The 25,696-nt window shown below is 72.0% G+C and carries 26 protein-coding genes and 1 pseudogene; 11 read left to right on the top strand and 16 right to left on the bottom strand.

The window, feature by feature from the left end:
- Nucleotides 1–98: 98 nt before the first annotated feature.
- The 3 genes from ABD437_RS23965 (at nt 99) to ABD437_RS23955 (ending at nt 3,451) form a co-directional block, all read left to right on the top strand.
- Nucleotides 99–2,546 carry a Dyp-type peroxidase gene (locus ABD437_RS23965; protein WP_344651158.1) on the top strand — a complete coding sequence of 816 codons (2,448 nt, stop codon included), beginning with the start codon at nt 99–101 and terminating at the stop codon, nt 2,544–2,546.
- Nucleotides 2,543–2,983: a cupredoxin domain-containing protein gene (locus ABD437_RS23960; protein WP_344651157.1), complete on the top strand. Its 441-nt coding sequence runs from the start codon at nt 2,543–2,545 to the stop codon at nt 2,981–2,983. The genes ABD437_RS23965 and ABD437_RS23960 overlap by 4 nt, the downstream gene beginning before the upstream one ends.
- 93 nt (nt 2,984–3,076) lie before the next feature.
- Entirely contained in the window at nt 3,077–3,451 is a 375-nt protein-coding gene (locus tag ABD437_RS23955; RefSeq protein ID WP_344651156.1) for a hypothetical protein, read from the top strand.
- Here ABD437_RS23955 and ABD437_RS23950 read toward each other — a convergent pair.
- The 8 genes and pseudogenes from ABD437_RS23950 to ABD437_RS23915 form a co-directional block, all read right to left on the bottom strand.
- Entirely contained in the window at nt 3,440–3,769 is a 330-nt protein-coding gene (locus ABD437_RS23950) for a hypothetical protein (RefSeq protein ID WP_344651155.1), read from the bottom strand. The genes ABD437_RS23955 and ABD437_RS23950 overlap by 12 nt on opposite strands.
- Nucleotides 3,770–3,777: 8 nt before the next feature.
- Nucleotides 3,778–4,542, bottom strand: coding sequence for a YcnI family copper-binding membrane protein (locus tag ABD437_RS23945; protein ID WP_344651154.1), 765 nt, complete (start codon nt 4,540–4,542; stop codon nt 3,778–3,780).
- Between the two features lie 201 nt (nt 4,543–4,743).
- Nucleotides 4,744–5,310 (bottom strand): hypothetical protein, encoded by a 567-nt coding sequence (locus ABD437_RS23940; RefSeq protein WP_344651153.1) that lies wholly within the window; start codon nt 5,308–5,310, stop codon nt 4,744–4,746.
- A gap of 42 nt (nt 5,311–5,352) precedes the next feature.
- Nucleotides 5,353–6,873, bottom strand: coding sequence for a glycoside hydrolase family 13 protein (locus ABD437_RS23935; protein WP_344651152.1), 1,521 nt, complete (start codon nt 6,871–6,873; stop codon nt 5,353–5,355).
- Complete coding sequence (locus tag ABD437_RS23930) at nt 6,870–7,733, bottom strand: carbohydrate ABC transporter permease (protein ID WP_344651151.1); 864 nt, start codon at nt 7,731–7,733, stop codon at nt 6,870–6,872. The genes ABD437_RS23935 and ABD437_RS23930 overlap by 4 nt, the downstream gene beginning before the upstream one ends.
- Nucleotides 7,730–8,599 (bottom strand): annotated as a pseudogene (locus ABD437_RS23925) (carbohydrate ABC transporter permease); the annotation flags it as partial. The gene ABD437_RS23930 and the pseudogene ABD437_RS23925, both read right to left, overlap by 4 nt.
- Nucleotides 8,600–8,629: 30 nt before the next feature.
- Nucleotides 8,630–9,967, bottom strand: a complete 1,338-nt coding sequence (locus ABD437_RS23920; protein WP_344651150.1) for an ABC transporter substrate-binding protein — start codon at nt 9,965–9,967, stop codon at nt 8,630–8,632.
- A gap of 176 nt (nt 9,968–10,143) precedes the next feature.
- Nucleotides 10,144–11,151, bottom strand: coding sequence for a LacI family DNA-binding transcriptional regulator (locus ABD437_RS23915; protein WP_344651149.1), 1,008 nt, complete (start codon nt 11,149–11,151; stop codon nt 10,144–10,146).
- A gap of 55 nt (nt 11,152–11,206) precedes the next feature.
- Here ABD437_RS23915 and ABD437_RS23910 point away from each other — a divergent pair, with 55 nt between their 5' ends.
- The gene (locus ABD437_RS23910) at nt 11,207–11,689 is read left to right on the top strand and encodes a type II toxin-antitoxin system PemK/MazF family toxin (RefSeq protein ID WP_425558218.1); all 483 of its coding nucleotides are present in this window, start codon (nt 11,207–11,209) and stop codon (nt 11,687–11,689) included.
- Here the strand turns inward: ABD437_RS23910 and ABD437_RS23905 are convergent.
- Nucleotides 11,686–12,027 carry a DUF1330 domain-containing protein gene (locus ABD437_RS23905; protein WP_344651148.1) on the bottom strand — a complete coding sequence of 114 codons (342 nt, stop codon included), beginning with the start codon at nt 12,025–12,027 and terminating at the stop codon, nt 11,686–11,688. The genes ABD437_RS23910 and ABD437_RS23905 overlap by 4 nt on opposite strands.
- A gap of 87 nt (nt 12,028–12,114) precedes the next feature.
- Between ABD437_RS23905 and ABD437_RS23900 the strand changes: the two genes are divergently transcribed.
- The 3 genes from ABD437_RS23900 (at nt 12,115) to ABD437_RS23890 (ending at nt 15,951) form a co-directional block, all read left to right on the top strand.
- The gene (locus ABD437_RS23900) at nt 12,115–12,684 is read left to right on the top strand and encodes a TetR/AcrR family transcriptional regulator (protein WP_344651147.1); all 570 of its coding nucleotides are present in this window, start codon (nt 12,115–12,117) and stop codon (nt 12,682–12,684) included.
- Nucleotides 12,684–13,433, top strand: coding sequence for a ZIP family metal transporter (locus tag ABD437_RS23895; RefSeq protein ID WP_344651366.1), 750 nt, complete (start codon nt 12,684–12,686; stop codon nt 13,431–13,433). Before ABD437_RS23900 ends, ABD437_RS23895 begins: the two co-directional genes overlap by 1 nt.
- A 208-nt stretch (nt 13,434–13,641) precedes the next feature.
- On the top strand, nt 13,642–15,951 hold the full coding sequence (locus ABD437_RS23890; protein WP_344651146.1) for a putative bifunctional diguanylate cyclase/phosphodiesterase: 2,310 nt from the start codon (nt 13,642–13,644) through the stop codon (nt 15,949–15,951).
- Here the strand turns inward: ABD437_RS23890 and ABD437_RS23885 are convergent.
- A complete protein-coding gene (locus ABD437_RS23885; RefSeq protein WP_344651145.1) occupies nt 15,926–17,140 on the bottom strand; it encodes an APC family permease in 1,215 nt (404 codons plus the stop codon). The two genes, ABD437_RS23890 and ABD437_RS23885, sit on opposite strands and share 26 nt — an antisense overlap.
- A 71-nt stretch (nt 17,141–17,211) precedes the next feature.
- On the opposite strand from ABD437_RS23885, the gene ABD437_RS23880 reads away from it, so the two are divergent.
- Both ABD437_RS23880 and ABD437_RS23875 read left to right on the top strand, forming a co-directional pair.
- Nucleotides 17,212–18,198 carry a helix-turn-helix domain-containing protein gene (locus ABD437_RS23880; protein WP_344651144.1) on the top strand — a complete coding sequence of 329 codons (987 nt, stop codon included), beginning with the start codon at nt 17,212–17,214 and terminating at the stop codon, nt 18,196–18,198.
- The gene (locus ABD437_RS23875; RefSeq protein ID WP_344651143.1) at nt 18,195–19,055 is read left to right on the top strand and encodes a class I SAM-dependent methyltransferase; all 861 of its coding nucleotides are present in this window, start codon (nt 18,195–18,197) and stop codon (nt 19,053–19,055) included. Before ABD437_RS23880 ends, ABD437_RS23875 begins: the two co-directional genes overlap by 4 nt.
- Before the next feature lie 4 nt (nt 19,056–19,059).
- On the opposite strand, the gene ABD437_RS23870 is transcribed toward ABD437_RS23875, so the two are convergent.
- Genes ABD437_RS23870 through ABD437_RS23850 form a run of 5 tightly spaced genes read right to left on the bottom strand, consistent with a single transcriptional unit; the run spans nt 19,060 to nt 22,940 of the window.
- Entirely contained in the window at nt 19,060–20,223 is a 1,164-nt protein-coding gene (locus ABD437_RS23870) for a molybdopterin molybdotransferase MoeA (RefSeq protein WP_344651142.1), read from the bottom strand.
- Nucleotides 20,224–20,277: 54 nt separating this feature from the next.
- Nucleotides 20,278–20,823, bottom strand: a complete 546-nt coding sequence (locus tag ABD437_RS23865; RefSeq protein WP_344651141.1) for an HD domain-containing protein — start codon at nt 20,821–20,823, stop codon at nt 20,278–20,280.
- 10 nt (nt 20,824–20,833) lie between these two features.
- Nucleotides 20,834–21,031, bottom strand: a complete 198-nt coding sequence (locus ABD437_RS23860; protein ID WP_344651140.1) for a hypothetical protein — start codon at nt 21,029–21,031, stop codon at nt 20,834–20,836.
- Nucleotides 21,032–21,084: 53 nt separating this feature from the next.
- Nucleotides 21,085–22,047: a fumarylacetoacetate hydrolase family protein gene (locus ABD437_RS23855; protein WP_344651139.1), complete on the bottom strand. Its 963-nt coding sequence runs from the start codon at nt 22,045–22,047 to the stop codon at nt 21,085–21,087.
- A gap of 26 nt (nt 22,048–22,073) precedes the next feature.
- Complete coding sequence (locus ABD437_RS23850) at nt 22,074–22,940, bottom strand: EamA family transporter (protein ID WP_344651138.1); 867 nt, start codon at nt 22,938–22,940, stop codon at nt 22,074–22,076.
- A 135-nt stretch (nt 22,941–23,075) separates the two neighbouring features.
- Here ABD437_RS23850 and ABD437_RS23845 point away from each other — a divergent pair, with 135 nt between their 5' ends.
- A complete protein-coding gene (locus ABD437_RS23845; protein ID WP_344651137.1) occupies nt 23,076–23,984 on the top strand; it encodes a LysR substrate-binding domain-containing protein in 909 nt (302 codons plus the stop codon).
- 177 nt (nt 23,985–24,161) lie between these two features.
- Nucleotides 24,162–24,833: a hypothetical protein gene (locus tag ABD437_RS23840; RefSeq protein WP_344651136.1), complete on the top strand. Its 672-nt coding sequence runs from the start codon at nt 24,162–24,164 to the stop codon at nt 24,831–24,833.
- Here ABD437_RS23840 and ABD437_RS23835 read toward each other — a convergent pair.
- Nucleotides 24,814–25,668 carry a siderophore-interacting protein gene (locus ABD437_RS23835; protein ID WP_344651135.1) on the bottom strand — a complete coding sequence of 285 codons (855 nt, stop codon included), beginning with the start codon at nt 25,666–25,668 and terminating at the stop codon, nt 24,814–24,816. The two genes, ABD437_RS23840 and ABD437_RS23835, sit on opposite strands and share 20 nt — an antisense overlap.
- Nucleotides 25,669–25,696 lie beyond the last annotated feature (28 nt).

Below are 25,696 nucleotides of genomic sequence, written 5' to 3'. Positions count from 1 at the left end.
CGATCTCGATCTTCGGGGAACTGCAGGCGACGCCGGAACGACCAACCCCAGGACGTCGGCTCCAGGAGATTGCGGGTCAGTGCATGTGGTTTCGTCGGATGGCTGTGATCGGTGCGCTGGTCACGGCGTTGCTGGCGATCGGCGCCGCTCCGGCGGCCGCGCACACCGTCGGCGGTGTCGGCGCGACGAACTTCCGCACGACGCTCGAGCGTTACGACGGGGTGCCCGGCGTCGAGCTGAGCGTGGTGGAGAACGGCAGCAAGCTCGAAGCCCGCAACTCGACCGGCACCGACGTGGTCGTGCGGGGGTACCAGAACGAGCCCTACGCGAAGATCGGCCCGGGCGGGGTGTTCGTCAACGAGAACTCCCCGGCTTACTACCTGAACGCCGACCGGTACGGCGTGACCACGGTTCCGGCCGGCGCGGATCCGCGCAAGCCGCCGAGCTGGCGCAAGGTCTCGGGCGACCGGTCGTTCCGCTGGCACGATCACCGCACCCACTGGATGCAGACGACGCTCCCACCGCTGGTGAGCCAGGCCCCGGACGAGTTCCACGAGATCAGCCGGTGGACGGTCACGCTCGACTACCGCGGTGAGGCGCTGGTGGGCACGGGTGTGCTGGCCTGGGTGCCGGGCCCGGCGCCGTGGGGATGGTTCGCGGCGGTCCTGGGGCTTTGTGCGCTTCCGGCGCTGCTGCTCCGCCGGGGGTTGGCGTTCGTGGTCGGCGCGGTCGTGGTGTCGGATGCCGCGCACAGCGTCGGGGTGACGCTGTTGGAGCCGGCGAACCAGGTCGTGTCGCTGCTGCCGCAGTTCGCGGTGTGGGCGATCGGCGGGTTGGCGATCTGGCTGCTGGTGCGGCGGCACGACGCCGGGCCGTGGGCGGCGGCGGTGGTGGGGGTCTGCGTCGCGGTCGCGTCCGGGTTCCCCGATCTGCCGGTGTTCTGGCGGTCGTCCGCGCCGACGGTTCTGCCGCTGGTGGTGGACAGGCTGACGGTCGCGGTCGGGCTCGGGGCGGGGCTCGGCCTGGTGGGCGCGTTGGCGCTCCACCTCTACCGCAACCGCACCACACACCCGGCCAGCGTCGGGGCCGCTGTGCCGGAGGCGGGCTCGGCCGCTGCGCCGGATGAGCCGGGCGGCGGGGTACCGAAGCCGGTTGGGGCTCCCGGTGGGCCGGACAGGTCGTCGGGTGAGCCCGATGGCGGGTCGGGTGAGCCGGTCGCGGAGGGCCGGGAGCAGGCGGTGGAGCCGCTCGTGCCGGTTGCGGCCTCGGGTGCGCCGGTCGCGTCGGGGGGTCGGGCTCGGGGTGGGCGGATCAGCCGGCGGCAGGCCGTGGGGCTGGCGGTGGCCGGCGGTGCCGGGGCCGTCGCGGGCGCCGGGCTGCAGGCAGCCGCGAACCCGGACCCACCCACGGCCGCTCCGGAGGTCGGCACCGTGCCGCTCGGCTCGGTCGGCCGCCAGACCGTGCCGTTCCACGGCGCCCGCCAAGCCGGCATCGCCACCCCGAGCCAGCGCCAGGCCCACGCCCGGATCGCCGCGTTCGACCTGGTCCCCGGGGCCGACCCCGCCGCACTGCGCGGCCTGCTCCAGCGCTGGACGACCGCCGCCGAAGCACTCGCCGCCGGACGTCCGGCCGGTGACCGCACCGACACGATGACCGCCGACAGCGGACCGGCCTCCCTGACGATCACGGTCGGATTCGGCCCGACCCTGTTCGGCCGGGCCGGCGTCCCGGCGAGCGCGCGCCCGGCCGCGCTGACCCCGCTCCCGGCGTTCCGCGGCGAAACGCTCGACCCGGCACGCAGCGACGGCGACCTCGGGGTGCTCGTCGCGGCCGACGACGCGGTCGTCGTCTTCTCCGCGCTACGCACGCTGGAGCAACTCGCCGCCGGGGTGGCCACCCCACGCTGGCAGTTCGCCGGCTTCACCCGTGGCCGCGGCGTCACCACGAACGAGGGCGCGACGGTCCGGAACCTGATGGGCCAGCTCGACGGCACCAAAAACCCCAAGCCCAGCGAGGCGACGTTCGGCCGGCAGGTGTTCGCCGCCGACGGCTGGATGACGAACGGCTCGTACCTCGTCGTCCGGCGCATCCGGATGCTGCTCGACGACTGGGAGAAGTTGCCGGTCACCGACCAGGAGCACGTCATCGGCCGGAAGAAGGACAGTGGGGCTCCGCTGTCCGGCGGCGTCGAGACCACCGCGGCGAACTTCGGCCAGCGGGGTGCCGACGGTCAGCCGCTGATCCCGGCTAACTCGCACATGCGCCTGGCCACGGCCGCGTTCAACTCGGGCGCCGCGATGCTGCGCCGGGGGTACTCGTTCGCGGATCCGCTGCCCGGCGGGGGCCTGGAGGCGGGTCTGATCTTCCTGGCCTGGCAGGCCGACCCACGCACCGGTTTCGTCCCGGTGCAGCGGAACCTGGTCGACGGCGAGGACCGGCTGAGCCGTTTCATCCGGCACGAGACCAGCGCCCTGTTCGCGATGCCCGGCGGCGTCGCCAAGGGCGAGTACTTCGGGCAACGACTCTTCGAGGAGCTGGGGCTGTGACGCCGCGGATCGGGATCGGCGTGGCCGCGGCCGGGCTGCTCGTGCTGACCGGGTGCGCCTCGTGGGGCCCCGAGGGCGGGCCCGGTGGGATCGGGCGGTCGGACGCGCCGGTGACCGCGGGCACGTCGGCGGCTCCCGCGGTGGCCGCGACCCGCGGGCCGGACGGCGTCCAGCGGATCACCGTGACGATGACCGACGACCTGCGGTTCGAACCGGACCGGGTGCGGGCCCGGCCGGGCGTCGTCGAGTTCCGCCTGCAGAACGTCGGGGTGACGCCGCACGACATGACGGTCGCGGAGAGCACGGCGGGCAACGTCAACGGTGGGCAGACCGCCACGCTCCGGGTGACGGTGGAGAAGCCCGGCGAGTACCCGTTCCCGTGCCTTTACCACGCCGAGAGCGGCATGCGCGGCGTGCTGGAGGTGGCCGCGCAATAGCTGGGGACGATGAGCACTTAGGACGACCTTCCTAGACGCACGGTCATCACCTAACCTCGATCAGTGAGGGCCCGTGCCGCCTAGGAGGACGTCGTGCGTCGACTGTTCATCGTGCTCACCGGAGCATTGACCCTGTTAGCCGTAGCGGCGCCCGCGTCGGCGTTCGCTCATGACCGCGTCACCAACCCGTACCTGCACTCCGCGCTGGACGTGCTCACGCTCGCCGTGGTCACCGCACCGCTCTGGACCGCGTACTTCTGGGGTCGCCGCAACCGGGGTGCGCTGCTCGCGCTGATCGCCGGCCTGCAGCTCCCGGTCGCCGTGGTGGCGTTCGTCCCGATCGCCGACCCGGTCCTGCACACGATCGCGCTCACCAGCGGGTTGGCGCTCACCGCGGCCTCGATCGCGGCCGTCCGCCACGCCACCCGGATCCAACTGGTTCCGGTCGGGGGTGGCTCAGACCAGTAGCACGCCGACGACCCGGTTGGCCCCGTCGAGCACCAGCTCGGCCCGGGGGCAGCCGGGTCGCGGCTCGTCCCACCCGTGCCCGGGGCGCCCGACGGCGTGGAACGCGCAGTGCGGATCGCCGACCCAGCCCCACGCCAGCAGCGTGTCGCGCCCCTCGTACGTGTAGTGCCCCAGCGAGGCGATGCGGTCCCCTTCGGGCCGGCGGTAGAACCGCGCGACCATCCCGGGAACCGCACGCCCGTCGCCGCGTACGTCGATGTCCTCGATCGTCCGGTGCGGTGTGAACCCGGCCAGGTCGAGAGGCGACCGGCCGAGCACGGAGAGCGTCAGGACTCGGAGGCCGACGTCGCCGTCGAGCGACGCAGGGCCATCAGACCGGCGATCAGCCCCGCCACCCCGGCGACGAGCCCGGCCACCCCGAGTCCGATCGCGAGCCCGTTGCCACCGGAGTCGCTCGTCGACGTCGTCGCGGCGGCCGCGCTCGGCTCGGCGTCGGCGTCACCGTGGCCGTCGCCCTCGGCCGTGCCCTTGACCAGGGTGAGCTCCGGGGCCGGGTTCTCCGGCTCCTCGCTGCCGGTCTGCTCCTCGATCCAGCGCGAGATCTCGCCGTCCGAGTAGGTCTGGAGCGCCTTGAAGAAGATCTTGTCCTTGTCCTCCGGCAGCGGACCGACCGAGATCTCGAACTCCTGGAACTCGCCCGGCTGGATACCGGTGGCCTTGCTGGTCGCGGTGAACGTGACCCGGTTGACCGCCTCGGTGACCTGGGTGCCGTGGGCCTCGATCGGCTTGGCGAGCTTGCCCGAGGTGGTCGTGGCCTTCCAGCCGGGCACCGGCTTGACCGACACGGACGCGAACGGCGAGTCGGCCGGCAGGGCGATTTCGAGCTTGGTCGTGGCGGCGGTGGAGCTCTCGTTCGGCACGCGGAAGGTCAGCGCGCTGTAGCCGCCCTGGGTGGCCTCGCCGGGGTCGACCCGGACGTGCGCGGAGGCCGGTCCGGCGAGACCGAGCGCCGCGACGCCGGTGGCGAGCACGACCGCGGCCGCGCGGGCCAGGAACCGGCCGCTGGGCCGCCGGTCCGTCGTTTCCGTCATTTCAGTTCCTTTCCCGGGGATTTCGTAGTGAGGTCGGTGGTGCCACGGCCACGCGTCCAGCGGGCGCGGCGAGTAGAGCGCACGACGGCGGCACACGTCGCGCGACGGCCGCGTTCGACTGTCGTGCGGTTGCGTCGCCGAACCGCGTGCGGTGTGCCGCCATGCCGTCACGGCCCCGCGTTCGACGCGGGGTCCGCAGGGTCAGGCCGGGGACGAAGCCGGTGGGCCCCGGCGGATCACACTGTGGCGCCACCCCGGCGCCGGGCGCACGACCCTCCGCGCCGCCGAAACCAGCAGCGCCGGGCGCGTGGCCGGCACGATCAGCGTCCGGAGCAGGAAGAACCAGAGGCCGCGCAGCGGCGCGACACCACGCGCCATCCAGCGCAGGAGCCGCCACGCGGCGGCCTCACCGCCGCGGAGCCAGAGCGCGGTGACCAGCCCGGCGACCAGGTGCGCCAGCACCATCCCCGGCGGCAGCGGCACGCTCGAGAACGCCGCCTCGCCGTGGTGCCCGGCGTGGGGCAGCGCCTCGAACAGGTAGTGCAGCCCGAACTGCGCTCCGAGCAGCACCGCGGCGATGACCGGGAACCGGCGTTCCGGCCCCGCGAGCGCAAAAGCGACGACGAGCACCAGCCCGGCGCCGGCGAGAATCGCGGGCGCCGACGGCATCGAGCCGGCCGCCACCGTGTGCAGTAGGACCGACAAGCTCAGGCAGACCAGGGTGAACACCCCGGCGCGCGACTCCCGCGCGAAACCCTGGCTCGTCATGCGCCGATCGTCCCACATCAACGCCGAGTGACCGTCGCCTCGCTAACTTAAGTGACGCGTAAAACCGACCCAGGCGGCCGCGTCGCTCGGCAGCCGACCGTCGGTGAGGGGCGCGCTCGTGAGGATCACCTCACCGGGCGGGAGCGGCACCGGCGTGGACGACAGGTTCACCGTGCAGGTCCCGCCCGAGTCCCGGGCGAACGTCAGCACGTCCGGTGACGATTCGAGCCAGCGCAACCCGCCCGAGAACCGGCGGCGGAGCCGGAGCGCGTCGCGGTAGAGCGTCAGCATCGAGTCGGGTGCGCCGTCCTGCGCCTCCACACTCAGTGACCCCCACCCGGGCGGTTGCGGCAGCCACGTCGGCGTCGAGCCGAACCCGTACGGCGGGGCCGTGCCGCTCCACGGGAGCGGGATCCGGCAGCCGTCCCGACCGGGGTCGACCCCGCCGGACCGGGCGTGCATCGGGTCGCGGATCGCCCCGGTGGGCACCTCGTACTCCGGTAGCCCCAGCTCCTCGCCCTGGTACACGTACACCGCGCCGGGCAACGCCATCGCGAGCAGCGCGGCCGCCCGGGCCCGGCGGGTGCCCAGCACGAGGTCGGAGGGCACCCCGGCCCGCTTCGCCCCGAACGAGAACGACGTGTCCACGCGCCCGTACCGGGTCACGACCCTGGTGACGTCGTGGTTGGACAACACCCAGGTGGCGGGCGCGTCCACGGGTGCGTGCGCCGCCAGCGTCGTGTCGATCGACGCACGCAGGCGCTCCGGGTCCCACGGGCAGGCGAGGAAGTCGAAGTTGAACGCGGTGTGCAGTTCGTCGGCGCGCAGGTACTTCGCGAAGCGTTCGGCATCGGGCAGCCACAGCTCCCCGATCAGGATCGCGTCGTAGGAGTCGGCGATCGCCCGCCAGGAGCGGTAGATGTCGTGCAGCTCGTCGCGGTCGACGTACGGGTGCTCCGCGCCGGGGAGCAGATCGGGGAGCGCGGGGTCCTTCACCGGCAGCACCGCCGAGTCGATCCGCACCCCGGCGGCGCCCCGGTCGAACCAGAACCGCAGCACGTCCTCGTGTTCGGCGCGCACCACCGGATGCGTCCAGTTCAGGTCGGGCTGCTCGGCCGTGAACAGGTGCAGGTACCAGGAGCCGTCGGGCAGCTGCGTCCACGGCGAGCCGCCGAACTCCGATCTCCAGTTGTTCGGGCGGTCGCGGAACCAGAACAGCTCACGCTGATCGTTGACGAACCAGGGATGCCGGTGCGAGACGTGGTTCGGCACGATGTCGACGATCGTGCGCAGGCCCAGCGAGGACGCCTCGGAGATCAGCTTCTCGGCCTCGGCCAGCGTGCCGTAGGTGGGGTCGATGTCCCGGTAGTCGATGACGTCGTACCCACCGTCCGCCCCCGACGACGGGTACCACGGGTTGAACCAGAGCGCGTCCACGCCGAGGGAGGCCAGGTACGGCAGCCGGGCGCGGACACCGGCCAGGTCGCCGATGCCGTCGCCGTTCCCGTCGGCGAAACTCCGCGGGTAGATCTGATAGATCGCGGCACTGCGCCACCACGTCATCCTTTGAGACTCCCCGCACCGATCCCGGCGATGATGTGCCGTTGGAACACCAGGAACAACGCGACCATCGGCACGCTCGCGATCACCATTCCGGCGATCACGTGGCTGACCGGCGCGTCGTAGGAGAACTGCACCAGCGCGACGCTGATCGGCGACTTGTCCGTGTCGAAGAAGACCAGCAGCGGCCAGAGGAAGTCCTGCCAGACCGCCACGACCGCGAAGATCGAGACCACGCCGAGCACCGGGCGCGACAGCGGCAGCACGACGTGCCAGAGCCGCCGGACCGCGCCCGCACCGTCGATCTCGGCCGCCTCGAGCAGCTCGGACGGGAGCTGATCGAAGAACCGCTTCAAGAGGTACAGGTTGAACGCGTTCGCGACCGCGGGCAGCCAGATCGCGAGCGGGCTGTTCAGCAGGTTCACGTGCACCAGCGGCACGTCGACGATCGTCAGGTACTTCGGCACGAGCAGTGCGGACGCCGGCACCATGAGCGTCGCCAGGATGCCGCCGAGGATCACCGCGCCGAACACCGGACGCAGCCGCGACAGCGCGTACGCCGCCAGCGTGCAGAACACGATTTGCAGCGCCCAGGCCCCGGCGGCCTGCAGTGCGGTGTTGCCCAGGTGGGTGGCCAGGTCGAGGGTGTCCCAGGCGTCCCGGTAGTTCTCCGGGTGCCACTGCGACGGCACCAGGGTGGGCGGCGTCCGCACCAGTTCCTCCGCCGACTTCGCCGCGCCGACGACCATCCAGTACACCGGGAACAGGAACGCGATCACGAAACCCGCGACCACCCCGGAGAACACGGTCCAGTAGAGCACCCGGTGCCGGGCCAGCGTCGACGACGAGATCAGCGTCCTCACGACGCCTCCCGCGTCAGCCGCAGGTACACGGCGGAGAAGGCCCCGAGGAACACGAGCAGCATCGCGCTGAGCGCGCAGGCGCTGCCGTAGTCCAGGTAGACGAACGCGTACTTGTAGATCAGGTAGAGAACCGTGATCGTCGCGTCCTCCGGGCCACCGCCGGTCATGATGTACGGCTCGGTGAACACCTGCATGGTCGCGACGATCTGCAGCAGGAGCAGCATCAGCATCACGAACCGGGTCTGCGGAATCGTCACGTGCCGGATGCGCTGCCAGAGCGAGGCGCCGTCGAGCTCGGCGGCCTCGTACAGCTCGCCTGGTATCCCCTGGAGCGCGGCTAGATATATCAATACGGTGCCACCGAGGTTGGCCCAGGTCGCGACGAGAACGAGCGAGACGAGCGCGGTCGACGTCGAGTTCGTCCAGTTCGACGTCGGGAGGTGGAGGAACCGCAGCGCCTCGTTGAACAGGCCGGGCCCCGGGTCGTAGAACCACTTCCACAGCAGCGCGGTGACCACCGGCGGGATCATCACCGGCAGGTACACGGCGATCCGGAAGAACGTCTTCGCGTGCCGCAACTCGTTGAGCAGCACCGCGAGCGCGAACGGCACCGCGAACCCGATCACCAGCGCCAGCCCGGTGAACGTGAACGTGTTGCGCCAGGCCGCGCCGAATTCCGGGTCATCGAACAGGAGCCGGAAGTTGTCCAGCCCGACCCACGTCGCCTCGTCCACCGAGTTGGACTGCTGGAACGCCAGCATCAGCGCGCGGACGGCCGGATACCAGGAGAACAGCGCGAAGCAGAGCAGCCCACCGGCGAGGAACGCGTACGCGGTGAGGTTCTCGGTGATCCGGCGTCGCCGCCGGGGCCGGGGCGATCAGGGTGGGGACGGCCATCAGCGCTGGTTCGCCAGCAGGCGGTCGATCTTGTCCGACGCGTCGGACAGCAACCGGTCGATGTCCGCGTCGCGTTTCGTCAGCACCGACGACATCACGCCGTCCATCACCGAGTAGATCTGCTGCGCCTGCGGCGGTTCGAGCTTGCCCGGCACCTCGGTCGTCTGGAACAGCTCGTAGTTCTGCACCGGCACGTTCGCGAACTCGGCCTTGAGTTTGTTGTCCGCGTCCGCGGTGGCGCCGGTCCAGAGGTTGGGCTGCGGCAGCCCGACCGGGGCCTGGTTCTTCGCCGCGCGCTCCCAGTTGTTCGCGCCGGTACCGGGGGTGAGGTTCTGGAACTCGACCCACTTCACGCCGGCCTTGATCTGCTCCGGCGTCGCCTTGCGGTTGAACATGTAGCCGTCACCGCCGAGGAGAGTCCCCTTGGCGCCGGGCATCGGCGCGATCGCCAGGTCGTCGTAGGAGCCCTGGTACTTCTTGACGACCTCGGGGATGTTGTCGGGCGCCGAGAGGTACATGCCCAGCTTGCCGGAGCCCATCATCTGCTGGACGTCGGTGATCTGCAGCAGTTGCTTGGTGCCCATGCTGTTGTCGGTCCAGCGCATGTCCTTGAGGGTCTGGAGCACGGCTTTGCCCTGGGGCGTGTCGACCGTGGCGCTCTTCCCGTCCTCGGACACCATCGTGCCGCCCTGCGAGTACATCTCGGCGGTGAAGTGCCAGCCGCCCTGGTTGCTCGCGCTGTAGTCGGCGTACCCGACCGTGCCGTTGCCGAGCCCGGCGATCTTCTTCGCGGCCGCCCTGAACTCGTCCCAGGTCGTCGGCGGCTTGGCCGGGTCGAGGCCGGCCTTGGAGAACAGCGCCCGGTTGTAGATCAGGCCCATCGAGTAGTTCGTGCGGGGCAGCCCGTAGGTCTTGCCGTCGCTGACGAAGATGTTCTTCACCGAGTCCTGGATGTCGCCGTAGCCCTTGACCGCGTCGACGTACTCGGAGACGTCCGCGGCCTGCTTGCGCTTGACCACGTTCGCCACGTCGGTGAAGTAGACGTAGAAGACGGTCTCCAGCTGGCCGCCGGCCAGCTTCGCGTCGAACGTCTTCGGGTCCATGCAGGGGAACGCGTCGTGGGCGACGACGTCGATGGTCGGGTTCTGCTTCTCGAAGATCGCGATGTCCTCTTCGAAGCTGCGCCGGTCGATCGCGGCGGACTTCGGGGGCTCGCAGTTGACCGTGATCCGAACCTTCCCGTCGGCGGACGTGTCGTCGTCCGAACTGGTGCACGCGGCGCCGGCCAGGAGTAATCCAGCGGCCAGCGCCACACCGACAGCACGGGTTGCTCTCATCGTCGAGTGCCCTTCGTAGTGGCGTGCGGCGCGTGCCGCAGACCATAAGGTCGCTCGACAAAGGATCGCAATATCTGGATCGAGATTTGAAAATTCTCGACTTTCTGAATGCAGTCAGCGGTTACTGCAGGTCAAAAGGCCTATTTCGACGTTGACCGCGAAACGATTTGCGCGGCTTACGTCGCCGCCCGAGCCGTGCTTGCGCGCACCACCAGCTCCGGCTCGAAAAGCAGCTCGTCGGGGGCCACCGAGGCGCCCCGGATCTGGTTGGCGAGCAGCTCGACCGCGGCCCGGCCCATCGCCTCGATCGGCTGGCGCACTGTCGTCAGGGGCGGATCGGTGCAGTTCATGAACGCCGAGTCGTCGAACCCGACCACCGAGAGGTCGGCCGGCACCGAGAGCCGGCGACGCCGCGCGGCCCGTACCGCGCCGAGCGCCAGCACGTCGCTCGCGCAGATCACCCCGGTGACGCCCCGGTCGATCAACTTCGTGGTCGCGGCCTGCCCGCCCTCGAGCGAGAACATCGCATTCTCGACGTATTCCGGCGGGGTGGGGACGCCGAGCTCGGCGGCGATCGTGCGGAACTCCGCAAGTTTGCGCTGGGACGGCACGTGGTCGACCGGGCCGAGCAGGAGCCCGATCCGCTCGTGCCCGAGCGACCGGAGATGACCGAGCGCCTGCTCGACCGCCACCCCGTCGTCGCACGAGACGCGCGGGAAGCGCAAGCTCTCGATCCCGGCGTTGACCAGCACCACCGGTAACCGACGGGCGGCCAGGCGCTCGTAGTGCGCGTGCTCGGCATCGGCCTGGGCGAACAGGCCGCTGGCGAACATGACGCCGGACACGTGCTGCTCGAGCAACAGGTCGACGTACTCGGCCTCGCTGACCCCGCCCGCGGTGCGGGTGCACAGCACCGGCGTGAAGCCCTTCTGCGCCAGCGCGTCGCCGACCACCTCGGCGAACGCCGGGAAGATGGGGTTCTGCAGCTCGGGCAGCACCAGGCCCACCAGCCGTCCGCGTTCGCCGCGCAGCTGGGTGGGGCGCTCGTAACCCAGCACGTCGAGCGCGGTGAGCACGGCTTCCCGGGTGGCGTCGGAGACCCCCGGCCGTCCGTTCAGGACACGGCTCACCGTGGCCTCGCTGACGCCGACCTTCTGGGCTACTTCCGCAAGCCGCCTCGTCACGCTTGCAAAATAGCGCAAAAACTCGACAGCGATTCGTGTTCGCTACTGTTCCCCCGTGGCTCAAACCCTCCGCAAGGTGCTCAGCAAACTCCGTCCGAAGCGCGCTGCGCGCCCGGGCCCCTCGCCGGCCGAGGTGGCCGCCCGGGTCAACGGCGGCCCGCCCGCCCCGAGCGGACGGCACCTCGCCTACGCCCCGAACCTCGACGGCGACGCCGACCCGGGCGAGATCGTCTGGACGTGGGTTCCCTACGAGGACGACCCGAGCCAGGGCAAGGACCGGCCGGTGCTGGTCGTCGGGCGCCAGAGCGGGAAGCTCCTCGGCCTGATGCTCTCGTCGAAGAGCGACCGGGAGGGGCAGCGGCACTGGTTCGCCCTCGGTGCCGGGGCGTGGGACCGGGAGAACCGCCCCAGCTGGATCCGTCTCGACCGCGTCCTCGAGGTGGACGAGGACGGCATCCGCCGCGAAGGCGCGATCCTCCCCCGCGACCGCTTCGACGCGGTAGCGAAGGAACTCCGCACCGAATACAACTGGGCTTAGCCCGCGGCGGCGCGGAGGCGGTTCGCGGTGGCGACCGCGTCGTAGTCGGGGCCGACGCCGGCGACGAGGATGGCGCTGCCCGGGATGTGGTCGGTGCGCAGGTGCAGGATCTCCTGGTACGCCGGTGAGGCGTACCAGGACCGGGCGCGGTCCAGGTCGGGGAACTCGATGATCACCAGCGTCCCCGGCCACTCGCCCTCGATCACCTCGGGCATCGTGCCGTGGACGACGAAGCGTCCGCCGAACGGATCCATCGTGGGCTGGATCCGCTCGATGTACTCGAACACGTCGGGGTGGTTCGCGGTTTCGTACAGGTGCGCGAGTGCGTAAGCAGCCATGCACCCACTGTCCCGGCCGCGCGACCGGGCGTCGATTACGTCGGAGGTAAGCTGGACACCCCAAGCTAATGGGGTTAGCTTCGAGGGATGCCCAGAGCAGGATTGACGCCGGCCATCGTCGTCGCCGAGGCCGCCCGGCTGGCCGACGAGGTCGGGCTGGAGAAGCTGACGCTCGCGGTCGTCGCCCAGCGGCTCGGCGTCGCCCTTCCGAGCCTGTACAAACACGTCAAAGGCCTGGACGCGCTGCGCCAGCACATCGCGGCGCTGGCGTCGAGCGAGCTCGCCGACGCGCTCTCCGAGGCGGCGGTCGGCCGGTCGGGCCCGGACGCCCTGCGTGCCATGGCCGACGCCTACCGCGAGTACGCGCGTACCCACCCCGGCCGCTACCCGGCCACCACCCGGGCGCCGGACCCCGACGATCCCGCGCACGTGCGTGCCGGAGAACGCGCCCTCACCACGATTTACGCGGTCCTTTCCGGGTACGGCCTCACCGGCGACGACGCGGTGGACGCCACCCGCACGCTACGCAGTTCATTGCACGGATTCGTGTCACTGGAAAGTGGGGGTGGTTTCGGTATGCCACATGACGTCGACCGTTCTTTCCGGCGCCTCATCTCGACATTGGACACGGCATTCCGCAGTTGGCCGGAGCGGTGATCCCCACCTGGCTGGAGGCGGGGTTCTGGGGCCTGCTCGGCGGAGCCGCACTGGTGATCGGCGCCGCGGTGGCCTGGTGGGTCCCGGTACGCCGCTCGATCGTCGCCGCGATCATGGCGTTCGGCGCCGGCGTCCTGATCTCCGCGCTCGCGTTCGACCTGGTCGCCGAGGCCGCTGACGACGCCGGCGTCGGCCCGACCGCGTTCGGTTTCCTGGGTGGCGCGGTCGTCTACGTCCTGGCCAACGTCGCGCTCGACCGCCGGGGCGGACGGCACCGCAAACGCGCCGGTGACGAGCAGCCCTCCGAGAAACAGCAGGGCGGCAGCGGTGCCGCGATCGCGATCGGAGCCCTGCTCGACGGCATTCCCGAGTCGGTCGTGCTGGGCGTGAGCCTGCTCGGAGGCGCCCAGGTCAGCACGGCCGTGATCGCCGCGGTGTTCATCTCGAACATCCCCGAGGGCCTGTCCAGCGCGGCCGGGATGAAGGCCGCCGGCCGCTCGGCCCGGTACGTGTTCGGCGTGTGGGGTGGCATCGCGATCGCCAGCGGCGTCGCGGCGCTGGTCGGGTACGCCCTCCTCGGTGGCGCTCCGGCCACGGTGCTCGCCGTGATCACCGCGGTCGCGGCCGGAGCGATGCTGACGATGATCGCCGACACGATGATTCCGGAGGCTTTCGCCCGTACGCAGATCCTGACCGGATTGGTGACTTCGCTGGGATTCCTCACCGCATTCGCGATCCATCGGGCCTGACCCCCGATTGGACGGCAAATTGCGGCACCGAACTGCGTGTCTGTCCTAATCGGTCGAAAGATTGGAACTGCTGCGCGAATTTTGCACGCGGACAAGCGTCCGTGGTGCCATGGTTGTCATCTGGTGGGGCGACCGGACACTGGCGATGCCGGGGGTGTGATTGGTCTTGGCGTCACTCGTGGGTAGACCTGTAGCCCGGAGCGCGTCGGTGAGCAGTGAGACGAACACTGCGTGGATCGTCGCGCTGTTCGGCGGCGCGGTCGCCATCGGCGTGGTCAACCTGGCCCCGTCCGACGCACGGCCGATCGTGTGCAGCGCCGTGGAGATCGCGACAGTGGCCGTGCTCGCCGTCGGTCTCCGGGTCAACCGGCCACCGCAGCGCGTGATCGTGTGCCTGGTCTTCGGCGCGGTCGCGCTCGTCACCGCCACCAAGCTGGCCCACCGCGCCGACACCGCGTTCGGCGTCAGCTTCACCCTCCCCGATCTGCTCGTCGACTGGCTGTACCTGATCGCCTACCTGGCGCTGGCGCTCGCCCTCGGCATCCTGCCGCTCCACGGCCGCCGCCAGACCAAGCTCACGAGCTTCACCGAAGTCGGCATCCTGGCCTGCACGATGGTGGTCCTGGCGTGGTCCGGCGTCGTCGATCCGGCGCTGCACTCGTCCCGGATCGACCCGGTCGTCGCGGTGACCGCGTCGCTGCTGCCGATGCTCGGTCTGCTGATGGTCACCACCACCGCGCGACGGCTGCTGACGATCGGCCGGCGCTCACCGGCCGGGATCCTCACCGTCGTCGCGCTGGTCGTGCTGCTGGTCGGCGACACCGCGTCGATGGCCACCCGCCTGGACCAGGGCGTCATCGCCGGGCCGCAGCCGTCGATGTTCGGGTGGCTGATCGCCACCGTGCTGATCGCCGCGGCCGCACTGCACCCCTCGGCGGCCATGGAGCCGGTCCCCGTGCAGCGGCCCAGCCGGGGCGTGATGGCCCGCGGGTACGTGCTGCTGATCCTCGTCGGGCCGGCCGCCACCGCGCTGGCGCTGGTCCGCGAACTCGACCACGGTTTCGAGGTCGACGTCCTGGACGTCGTGGTGCCGCTGGTCGCCACCACGGTCACCGCGATCCTGCTGGTCTTCCGCCTCACCGCGTTCGCCCGCGTCGCGGAGCAGCGCGCCACCGCGCTCGACACCCGCAGCGCGGCGTTGGAGACCGCGCTGGCCGAGCAGGTCACGCTGCGCAAGGTGCTCAGCCACCAGGCCACCCACGATCCGCTGACCGGTCTGCCGAACCGCACGCTGTTCAACGAGGCCCTCGACGAGGCGCTGACCGATGGAGAGCCGGGCTCGCTGCTGCTCGTCGACCTGGACGGCTTCGCCGACGTCAACGACCGGTACGGGCACGAGGTGGGCGACGATCTCCTGCTCGCGATCACCGAGCGGCTGCTGACGACCGTGCCGCCACCGCACACGCTCGCCCGGCTCGGCGGCGACGAGTTCGCGGTGCTGCTGTGCCGCACCGACGAGGTCGAGAGCCTGCGGTACGCGCAGGAGATACTCGCCGCGCTGCGCTGTCCGTTCCAGGTCGGGCCGTACCAGCTCCACACCGCGGCCAGCCTGGGCCTGCGTCCGCTGGACCCGGAGACCGGCACCGCGCGCCTGCTCAGCGACGCCGACCTGGCTCTCTACGCGGCGAAGGCCGCCGGGCGCGACCAGGTCGTCAGCTACGACACGCAGTTGCGGACCAGACACCTGGCGCAGGCCCGGATGGTCGACCGGCTCCGCGACGCGCTCGAGCACGACCAGCTCTCGGTCTTCTACCAGCCGGTCGTGGACCTGGCGAGCGACCGCTGGGTGACGGTCGAGGCGTTGGCGCGCTGGGAGACCGAGGAGTGGTCGGTCAGCCCGGACCAGTTCATCCCGGCCGCCGAGGACAGCGGCCTGATCGTCTCGCTCGGCACGTTCGTCCTGCGTCAGGCCTGCCGGGACGCGGTCGTCTGGCACCGCGAGCACGGCACCCGGCTGGCCGTGAACGTCTCCGTGCACCAGCTGCGTGAGCCCGACTTCGCGAACACCATCCGCAGCGCGCTCACCGACAGCGGGCTGCCGCCGCGCGCGCTCTCGCTGGAGATCACCGAGAGCGTGCTGGTCGGTGCGGGCACCCAGCGCGCGCAGGTGATCGCGCATCTCACCGAGCTGCGCGAGGCCGGCGTGCTGGTGGCGATCGACGACTTCGGCACCGGTTTCTCCTCGCTGGCCTACCTCCAGACGTTGCCGATCGACACGATCAAGATCGACCGCGCGTTCGTGCCCTACGGGGAGGCCTACGACCGGCGGCAGTTCGCGCTGGTCCGCGCGATCGTGCAGCTGGCGCGCGGGTTGCGGCTCGGCACCGTCGTCGAAGGGGTCGAGACGCCCCAGCAGGCGCGGATCCTGCGGCTGCTCGGCTGCGACCTGGGACAGGGCTACTACTACAGCAAGCCGGTACCGGCCGCCGAGATCAGCGCATCGCTGGAGTTCGCCTGACCCGCAGGTAGAGCAGCGCACCGACCGCGACGACGGCGGCCCACAGCAGGTAGCGGCCGGTGAGCACCGTGAGCGCCAGCACGATGCCCAGCGCGGCGATCGCGACCGGGCGTCCACGCAGCAGTTTCACCGCCGCCGCGACCCCGACCGCGTAGACGGTCACGAACAGCCCGGTGGTCGCCAGCACGAGCGGGCCGGGCCCGATGCCGGCGGCCAACACCCCGGTCAGCGCCGCGAGCACCGCGACGACGAGCACGCCGAGGCTGCGTCGGGGCACCTCACCGGCGCTGCTCCCCCGCCCGAGCCACGCCGGCAGCGCGCCGTCCCGGCCCAGCGCCGCGCCGAGCTTGGCCGCGCCGGCGAAGTACGTGTTGATCGTGCCGAACGTCAGCAGCAGGGCGGCCAGCGCGGCGAGCAGCCGGGCGTCGCCGCCGAGAGCCGCGGCGAGCAACTCGCCGAGCGGCGCGGCGGACGTCCCGGCCGCGGACCCGAGCACCCCGATCACCGCGACCGCCACGGCCAGGTACAGCACCCCGACGACGACGACCGCGGCTGCGGTGGCCCGGGGCAGGTCACGCTCGGGCCGGCGGAACTCCGCGGTGAGGTGCGTGATGGCCTCCCAGCCGACGAAGCTCCAGACCAGCAGCGCGACGGTCGGGGCGAGCGCGCCCCAGCCATGCGGTGCGAACGGGGTCAGGTTCCCGGCCCGCAGGTGCGGCACCGAGAGCACGACGGCGACGAGCAGGAACGCCACCAGCAGCAGGGAGAGTCCGAACTGGACCCGGCCGGAGAGGCGGACGCCGAACGCGTTCGTGACACCGGCGCCGACGATCAGCGCGACCGCGGTGAGGGCCCGGCCGCCGCCGGTGGCCGACTCGACGTACGCACCGGCGAAGAGCGCGGCCGCCGCGGCGCCCGGCGGAACCGCGAAGAAGAAGCACCAGCCCACCACCGACGCGGCCGGTGGGCCGAACGCCAGCCGGGCGTAGGTCGACACCCCGCCGGCGTCGGGGTAGCGGGCGCCGAGCGCCGCGAACGTGGCCGCCAGCGGCGCCGACGCCATGACGAGCAGCACCCAGGCGAGCAGCGACGCGGGACCGGACACCTCGGCCGCGAGCGCGGGCAACGCGATGACGCCGGTGCCGAGCACGGCGCCGACGTACATCGCCGTGCCGTTGACGAGATTCATGAACCTCACCCTCGGGCGGGACGAGCGTCGCGAACAGGTCGGATCCGAGCGGACTGCGCTAAATTCCTGCCATGGGCCAGGCGCACGTCGTCGCAGTCGCGGTGACCGGCTCGCTGCCCGTGTTCGAGCTGGCGGTGGCGTGCGAGGTCTTCGGGCTCGACCGCAGCGACATCGTCGACCCCTGGTACGAGCTGCGGTTCTGCGCGGCCGAGCCGGGGCCGTTGCGTACCGCGGCCGGGCTGGGCGTCGACGCGCCGTACGACCTGGACGATCTGGTCGCGGCCGACACCGTGCTGGTGCCGGGCATCCACCGGAGCACCCAGCTGGCGCCGCCGGAGCCGCTGCTCGACGCGCTGCGCCGCGCCCACCGCGCGGGCAGACGCATCATCTCGTTCTGCGGTGGCGGTTACGTGCTCGCCGCGGCCGGGCTCCTCGACGGGCGGCGGGCGACCCAGCACTGGATGAACGCGCTCGACTTCGCGCACCGGTTCCCGCTCGTCCAGGTGGACCCGACCGTGCTCTACGTCGACGACGGCCAGATCCTGACCAGCGCGGGCACCGCCGCGGCGATCGACCTGAGCCTGCACGTCGTGCGCCGGGACCACGGGTCGGCGGTGGCGGCGGAGGTGGCCCGCCGGATGGTCGTGCCGCCGCCCCGGCAGGGCAGCCAGGCGCAGCACCCGACGCCGCTGGCCGCCCGACTGGGGGACACGCGGCGGCCGGACGACCTGAGCGCGGTGCTGGCCTGGGCGCAGGAGCGGCTCGACCAGCCGCTCACGGTGGCCGACCTGGCCCGGCAGGCGCACCTGAGCCCCACGACGTTCGCCCGCCGGTTCCGGACGACGCTCGGCGCCACGCCGCTGCAGTGGCTGGTGGAGCAGCGGGTGCGCCGCGCGCAGGAGCTGCTCGAAACCACCGACGAGCCGGTCGAGCGGATCGCCCGGCTGGCGGGGTTCGGGACACCGGCCAACCTGCGCCACCATTTCCAGCGGCTGGTCGAGGCGTCGCCGCAGACGTACCGGCACGTGTTCCGTTATCGAGCGAGGATGCACGCGTGAGCTGGTCGGAGACGCAGGAGCAGCGCTGGAGTGCGGTGGTGCGCTCGGTGGCCGGGATGGTGCCGTCCGGCTCCACTGTGGTCGTCGACGGTTCCGACGAACTCGCCCGGCGCCTCTCCGAAGCCGGTGTACCCGTCGCCGCCACCGGCGACGTACGCATCCGTGCGGGCGGACCGCGGAGCGAGGCCGACGTCGTCGTGGATCTGCGAGATCCGGGGTGGCCGGTGATCCGGCACGTGGCCACGCGGCTGGCGAACGCCGACCGCTGGCACCTGACCGAGTCACGCGCGTTCTTCGCCGCGAAGGCCGCCGGCTGGGACCGCCGGTTCGGCGACGACCGGCCGGCCTACGCCACTGCCGTCGCCGACACGGAGTTCCGACCCGGCGGGGTCGTGGTCGACGTCGGGTGCGGTACCGGTCGGGCGTTGCCCGCGCTGCGTTCGGCGGTCGGGCCCGCCGGTGTGGTGGTGGGGCTCGACCTCACCCCCGAGATGCTCGCCGAAGCCCACGGCCACGGCGTCGCCGAGCGTGCCCCGCTCGTGCTGGCCGACGCGTGCCGCCTCCCGTTCGGCTCCGCGACCGTCGACGGTGTCTTCGCCGCCGGGCTCCTCATGCACCTGCCCGATCCGGACGCCGGCCTCCGCGAGTTCGCGCGGGTCACGCGCAGCGGAGGGCGGCTGGCGTTCTTCCACCCGACCGGCCGGGCCGCGTTGGCCGCGCGGCACGGTCGCGAACTGCGTCCCGACGAGCCCCTGTCCGCGGGCCCGCTCCGCGGAGCCACCACGCGCACGGGCTGGGACCTCACCCGCTACGACGACGCCGAACACCGCTTCTTCGCACTGGCGATCCGCCGCTGACGTCTCAGAACCGCAGGATCTCGGCGAGGGCGCCGGGTTCCCAGCCGGGGGCCAGCACCGCCACCCCGTCGGCGTCGGCGGCGGCGCGGAGGCGTGCGGGTCCCGCGTCGGCGACCGGGACCGCGACCCCGTCCCCCAGCCGCACCGGCTGCAGCCTGGTGATCGGGCCGGGCGCGCGTACCGCTCCTCCCACCGGGAGCCGGAACACCGGCCGGGGCGCGCGGCCGAGGAGCCCGTCGAGCAGGGGGACGAGCAGGGTGAGCGCTCCGACCAGTCCCGCGAACGGGTTACCGGGCAGCCCGACCACCCACCGCCCACCGGGCAGCGACGCCAGCAGCTGCGGATGCCCCGGCCGGCACGCCACCCCGTCGACGAGCAACTCCGCGCCCAGCTCCGTGAGCACGGCGTGCAGGTGGTCGGCCCGGCCCACCGACGAGGAGCCGGTCACCACGACCACGTCCGGTGCCTCCCCGACCAGCGCCGCGCGCAGCCGCGCGAAGTCGTCGGGCACCGGCACCACTGACGGCGGGGCCGCCCCGGCCGCCTCGATCAGCGCCACCACCATCGGGCCGAGCGCGTCACGCACCTGCCCGGCCAGCGGCAACCCGGCCGACACGACTTCGTCGCCGGTGACCACGAGCCGCACCGCCGGCCGACGCCGCACCGCGACCGTGTCGGCACCGCCCTGCGCGAGCAGCCCCGACAGCGTCGGGGTGAGGTGCCGGCCGGCGTCCGCGAGTACGTCGCCGCGGAGCAGGTCCTCCCCCGCGCGCCGGATGTGCACCCGCCGGGGCGCCGGGGCCTCGAGCACGCCCCCGGCCACGGCGGCCTCCTCGTACGGGATCACGGCCGCGGTGCCGTCGGGAACCGGGGCACCGGTCGCGATCTCCACCGCCGTGCCCGCCTCGACCCGACCGGGGTCGGCCTCACCGGCGAGCACCCGCCCGACGACCCGCCACGGCCCGTCGCCGGCCACGGCGTACCCGTCCATCGCGGCGGTGTCGGCGCCGGGCACCATCGTTCGCGAGTGGACGGCGTCGGCGAGCACCCGGCCGACCGCCGATCCGAGCGGCACGGTCTCGGCCGGGAGGGGGTTTGCGCACCCACGTGCGCGGGCACGCGCGTCGTACCAGCTCGTCGTACTCGTGTGGGCTTCCACCAGGGTCACGGCCGCTCCCCACTCGGCGTGGGCTTTTGTCTACAGTATGCGACCTCGGGCCATTTAGGAAGCCGACCGCAGACGCTCCTCGACCCGCGCGACGACGGCCGCGAGGTACGGACCCCGCCGGACGTGCACCGACGCGTTGGGCGAGTCGGGGCCGTGACGCCGCAACATGTCGGCCACCCGGTCCTCGAACCGCATCCGGACCCCGTCCGGCCCGACCGTCTGGTCCGCGTACGTGAGCGCGTCGGAGAGCGCCGACCGCTCGTCGTGGTAGCGCCCGAGCTCGTCGGCCAACCCGCGGGCCTCCGCGACGAAGGCCGCCCCCGAGTGGTGGGCGACCAGGCCGCACAGCCGCTCGGCCCAGTGGCGGCGACGCAGCTCGTCGGCCCCGTCGAGCGGGTGGAAACCGGTCGCGCGGAGCGCGGGCGCGTAGCCGATGTCGTGCAGCCAGGCCCCGGCGATCAGTAACTCCCGGTCGTCGGCGGGCACGGTGTCGACGAGCTCCGCCGCCCGCCCCGCGACCCCCGCGGTGTGACGCAGGCGTTCGGAGTCGACGCCCAGCAGTTCACCGGCGAGCGCTCGGGCGTCGTCGACGATCGTCAAGCGGGTCCTCTCACGGCGTGGGTCGGGCCGGGACGGTCTGGCTCCGGTGGAGCGGAAGCGACCGGGGGTGCAGCGGGTGCTCGACCCAGAGGAGCTGCGTCCACGCTTCGATCAGCGAATCCGGCGGGGAGGTGACGTCCGGGGCGTGGAAGCGCACCCGGTAGTCGCACGACAGATCCGGACAGCCGATGTATGCCTTGGTCCCCATGGAAAAGTGGTACACCCGCTGACGGACCCGGAAAATTAGCCCGAAGATGGGTGTTAATCCTCCGCGACACAGGTATTGCGCTGCGCGCCGAGCCCGGTGATCGAGCACTCCATCACGTCGCCCGGCCGGAGGAACACGTCCCAGTGGGCCCCGTTGCCGGCCGGTGAACCGGTCAGCAGCAGGTCGCCCGGACGGAGCTCGGTGACCGTCGACGCGTACTCGATCAGCCGGGCGACGTCGAAGATCATGTCCTTGGTCGACTCGTCCTGACGCACCACGCCGTTGTGTTCGAGGCGGATCCGCAGCTGCATCGGGTCACCGACGAACTCCGCCGGCACCAGGAACGGGCCGGTCGGGAGGAACGTCATCGCGTTCTTGGCGACGAACCAGTCGGTGCCGATCGCCTTGAGGTCGGGGCGGTAGAGCCGGTCGCGCGTCGTGATGTCGTTGCAGATCGTGTACGCGGCGACGTGCTCCATCGCCGCCGACCGCGGGATGCGCCGGCCGGGCTTGCCGATCACCAGCGCGAGCTCGAGCTCCCAGTCGTGCTGTTCGCCCTCCCGGGGCAGGACGACGTCGTCGAACGCGCCGCACATCGCTCGCGGCGAGCCGAGGAACAGGTACGGGGTACCGCTCTCGGCCCTGGCGTCCATCATCGCGGCGGCGTCGGCCCTGGCCTCCTCCGGCGTGGCGCCGTGCGCGGACTCCCGCTCCGCGGCGACCAGGTCGATCACGTGCTGCCGGTAGTTGGCGCCGCTCTGCAGGATCTGACCGGGTTCGAGCGGCGGCAGCACCAGGAGCGTGTCGCCGCCACGCCAGTCGCCCCGCGGGTCAGCGGCCAGCCGGCGCAGCGACGCGAGCGTGGAATCCCAGTCGACGAGCAGGTCACGGACGGTGCGGCCGAGCGGCGAGACGTCACGCACCCGCCCGTCCACGACGAGGCCGGGGAACGGACGGCCACCCACGTGGGCGAACGTGCCGAGCGCGAACTCCCCGGCATGGGTGGGGAACGACACGGTCGCCTCCTAGGCGTCTTTCGACGTCAACACCCTTGAAGCGTAGTAGCCACCGGCTCGGTGGCCTCGCTCCGGACACCTGGTGTTACCTCGGCGAACGTGGGTTCATTCACTGTTTCCGCTCGCGTCGGGGCGCTGAGCGTGGCGCCGACCGCGGCCACGATCACCAACCCGATCGCGCCGACCGCGCCGATCCCCACCCCCTGGCCGAGCAGCACCGCACCGGTGAGCGCGGCCACCGCGGGTTCGAGCGCCAGCAGCACGCTGAACGTCTTCTTCGGCAACTGGCCGAGCGCGAACAACTCCAGCGAGTACGGCACCACCGACGCGAGCACCGCCATGCCCAGCGCCATCGCCAGCACCGGCCCGGAGAACAACGATGCTCCGGCCGCGGCCAGCCCGACCGGGAGCGTGAGCAGCCCGGCGACGACGCTGGCCACCGCGAGCCCGCCCATCCCGACCCCGGTGCCGGCGACCCGCGCGCCGGCCAGGATGTAGGCCGCCCAGAACGCCGCCGCGACCAGCGCCCAGACCACACCGGCCACCGTGAGCGGCTGCTCGAACCCCTCGACGCCGAGTACGGCGACGCCGGTGAGCGCCAGCCCCACCCAGATCAGGTCCCGGGGCCGCCGGGACAGCACGGTCGCCAGGCCCAGCGGGCCGAGGAACTCCAGCGTCACGGCCGCTCCGAGCGGGATCCGGCTGACCGCCTCGTAGAACGCCCCGTTCATGCCGGCCAGCGCGCCACCGAGCAGCACCACCGACGTCCACTCCGCGCGCGTCCACGACCGGACGCGTGGGCGCACCAGCACGAGGAGGGCGATCGCGGCGATCGACAACCGCAGCGCGGTCGCGCCGGCGGCTCCGACGGTCGGGAACAGACCGCTGGCCACGGCCGCACCGAGCTGCAGGGAAGTGACGGACCCCAGAACTGCCAAGACAGGAACGAAACGCACGCCGACCAGCCTGCCCGCCGATCCCAATTCAGAAAAGCTCAATTCTCTGGACGATATTCGTAAGCTGACGTGATGCTTGACCTGCACCGACTTCGGCTTCTCCGAGAGGTCCACCTCCGGGGCAGCCTCGCTGCCGCGGCCACCGCGCTCCGCTACTCCCCGAGCGCGGTCTCCCAGCAGCTGGCCGTGTTCGAGCGCGAGGTCGGTGTACCGCTACTGGAGAAGGTCGGGCGGGGCGTGCGGCTGACCGCGCAGGCCCAGATCCTGGTGGGTCACGCCGAAGTCGTGCTCGAACGGCTGGAGCAGGCCGAGGCCGAGGTGGCCGCGTCGCTGAGCGGCGTCACCGGCACGGTCCGGGTCGCCTGTTTCCAGACCGCAGCGCTCAGCCTGGTGCCGACGATGCTCGGGCACGTCCGGGCGGCGTACCCGCGGCTGCGGGTCGAGCTGACCCAAGTCGACCCCGACCTGTCGATGCCGGCGCTGCAGGCTCGCGACTTCGATCTGGCCGTCGCCGAGGAGTTCCCGGGCCAACCGGAGCCCCTGCTGACCGGGCTGGACCGGGAGGAGGTGGGGCCCGACCCGCTGCGGCTGGCGCTCCCACCGGCGCTCGCGCACTGGGAGCTCACCGACCTCGCGCAGCTGGCCGACCAGCCGTGGATCGTGGAGCCGCCGAGCAAACCGCCGCGCCGCTGGGTGACCGCGCTGTGCCGGGCCGCCGGTTTCGAGCCGGACGTCCAGCACGAATCGGCCGACATGCTGCTGAACGCCCGGCTCGTCGAGACCGGGCACGGCGTCTCGCTGCTGCCGGATCTGGTGTGGCAGGGCGCACCGCCGCCGGTGGCGGTGCGTGACCTGCCCGGTGGCCGGGTGTACCGCCAGATCTACACCGCGGCCCGCGTCGGGAGCGGTCAGCATCCGGCCATCAAGGCCGTGCGGGCCGCGTTGCGCGCGGCCCACGCCGCGGCCGCCGTGAGCACGTGATCGTGCAACTGCTCAAAAATGAACGGGAATCCCGGGCCGGATGTGAACCCGAGCGCACAAAGATCCGTGATTTCGACACGACAGCCGGCCGAGGGGTGAGCAATGTTCGGGTCGACTTACGGAAACCACGCCAGTCGGCCCGACATCTACTCCGGGGCCCGGCGCAGATTCTCCGGTGTGGGAACGATCGCGGCCGGGTTCGTCGCGCTCGTGCTGGTGCTCGGGGCGCTGCTCACCAGCGAACTCGGCCGCTACGGCACGTCGGACTCGCCGTCGGACACGCAGGGCACCGCGCTCGGCGTCCCCGCGCCCACCCCCGGCGCGCCGGACGACACGCCCCCGAGTGCGGATCCGGCCGCGCCCGCGGCACCGGCGGCCCCCGGCGGCACGCCTGACGACGCGCGGCCATCGGCGTCGCCGAAGCCGTCGGAGACCCCGGCCGCGCCGGCCGGTGACGCCACGAACCGGGCCGTGCTGACGGCGCTCAACAAGTCGCTCGACGAGCTCGGCTGCGACGACGTCGCGTACTCCGCGACCTTGCAGAAGGCGTCGAAGACGCACCTGGCCTCGATGATCAGGACCGGGTACCTCAAGCTGGTCGGCCCCGGCGACAGCGACCCGGGCACCCGGGCTCGGGCCGCCGGTTACCGGCGCAACGTCCTGGAAGCGATAGTGCTCGGCGCCGAGACACCGGCCGAGGCGGCCCGGGTCGGCTTCACGAAGGCCGGCGACACGACGGTCCGTACGCAGTCCAGCGGAGCACTGAAGTGCGGTTACCGCTCGGCGGGAGCCGCCATGGCGCTCGACTCACGCAACGTGCCGATCACGGTCATTTTCCTGGGGAAGTAGCCAGCGCCCGGGCTTCCTCCTCCTCGATCCGCGCGTTGAACTCGGCCTTGGAGGACTGCCAGCCGTCCTCGTCGCGCCCCCGGCGCCAGTACCCGGAGATCGAGAGCTGCTCCCGCTCGACGCCCCGCTCGACCCGGAGGTGTTTACGCAGCTCCTTGACGAAGTTCGCCTCGCCGTGGACGAACGCCAGCAGCGAACCGCCGGGGAACTCCAGTGCGCGCACGGCTTCGACGAGCGCGTCGCCGACCGGCCGGTCACCGCGGTGCAGCCAGACGATCCGCGCGTCGGCGTCGGTGGCGAGCTTCTGCTCTTCCTCCGGCCCGGCGACCTCGATGAACGCGTAGGCGGGCTTCCCGGCCGGCACCCGCTCGAGCGACGCGGCGATCGCCGGCAGCGCGGCCTCGTCGCCGACCAGGAGGTGCCAGTCGGCGTCCTCGGTGGGTACGTACGCGCCGCCGGGGCCCTGGAACAGCAGGCGGTCGCCGGGCTTCGCGGCGGCGGCCCACGGACCGGCCACACCCTCGTCGCCGTGCACGACGAAGTCGATCGCCAGTTCCCCGGACCCGGCGTCCCAGCTGCGGACGGTGTAGGTCCGCACACGCGGCCAGGTCTCGCGGGGCAGCGTCTCGCGCACCACGTCCAGGTCGAACGGCTCGGGGTACTCGACGCCGTCCTGCGGGAACATCAGCTTGACGTAGTGGTCGCTGAACTCGCCGGCCGGGAACTCGGCGAGGCCGTCGCCGCCGAGCACCACGCGGACCATGTGCGGGGTGAGCTGCTCGGTTCGCAGCACGGTCGCCGATCGAATCGACCGCTTCCGGCGGGGCTGGGTCATCCGGAACCTCTCTCTGCTCGTTACTAAG

Source organism: Cryptosporangium japonicum (genome assembly GCF_039524755.1).
Classification (GTDB): Bacteria; Actinomycetota; Actinomycetes; order Mycobacteriales; family Cryptosporangiaceae; genus Cryptosporangium; species Cryptosporangium japonicum.
Note: the sequence above shows the minus strand (reverse complement) of the source record. Positions and strands in the feature narration are given on the sequence as shown.

Bases quoted from the DNA above. Each gene is read 5' to 3' on its own strand.
- ABD437_RS23935 (WP_344651152.1), bottom strand. From the start codon at position 6,873: ATGACGTGGTGGCGCAGTGCCGCGATCTATCAGATCTACCCGCGGAGT.
- ABD437_RS23940 (WP_344651153.1), bottom strand. From the start codon at position 5,310: ATGACGAGCCAGGGTTTCGCGCGGGAGTCGCGCGCCGGGGTGTTCACC.
- ABD437_RS23835 (WP_344651135.1), bottom strand. From the start codon at position 25,668: ATGACCCAGCCCCGCCGGAAGCGGTCGATTCGATCGGCGACCGTGCTG.
- ABD437_RS23945 (WP_344651154.1), bottom strand. From the start codon at position 4,542: ATGACGGAAACGACGGACCGGCGGCCCAGCGGCCGGTTCCTGGCCCGC.
- ABD437_RS23885 (WP_344651145.1), bottom strand. From the start codon at position 17,140: ATGAATCTCGTCAACGGCACGGCGATGTACGTCGGCGCCGTGCTCGGC.
- ABD437_RS23905 (WP_344651148.1), bottom strand. From the start codon at position 12,027: ATGGCTGCTTACGCACTCGCGCACCTGTACGAAACCGCGAACCACCCC.
- ABD437_RS23845 (WP_344651137.1), top strand. From the start codon at position 23,076: ATGCTTGACCTGCACCGACTTCGGCTTCTCCGAGAGGTCCACCTCCGG.
- ABD437_RS23880 (WP_344651144.1), top strand. From the start codon at position 17,212: ATGGGCCAGGCGCACGTCGTCGCAGTCGCGGTGACCGGCTCGCTGCCC.
- ABD437_RS23965 (WP_344651158.1), top strand. From the start codon at position 99: ATGGCTGTGATCGGTGCGCTGGTCACGGCGTTGCTGGCGATCGGCGCC.
- ABD437_RS23900 (WP_344651147.1), top strand. From the start codon at position 12,115: ATGCCCAGAGCAGGATTGACGCCGGCCATCGTCGTCGCCGAGGCCGCC.
- ABD437_RS23860 (WP_344651140.1), bottom strand. From the start codon at position 21,031: ATGGGGACCAAGGCATACATCGGCTGTCCGGATCTGTCGTGCGACTAC.
- ABD437_RS23920 (WP_344651150.1), bottom strand. From the start codon at position 9,967: ATGAGAGCAACCCGTGCTGTCGGTGTGGCGCTGGCCGCTGGATTACTC.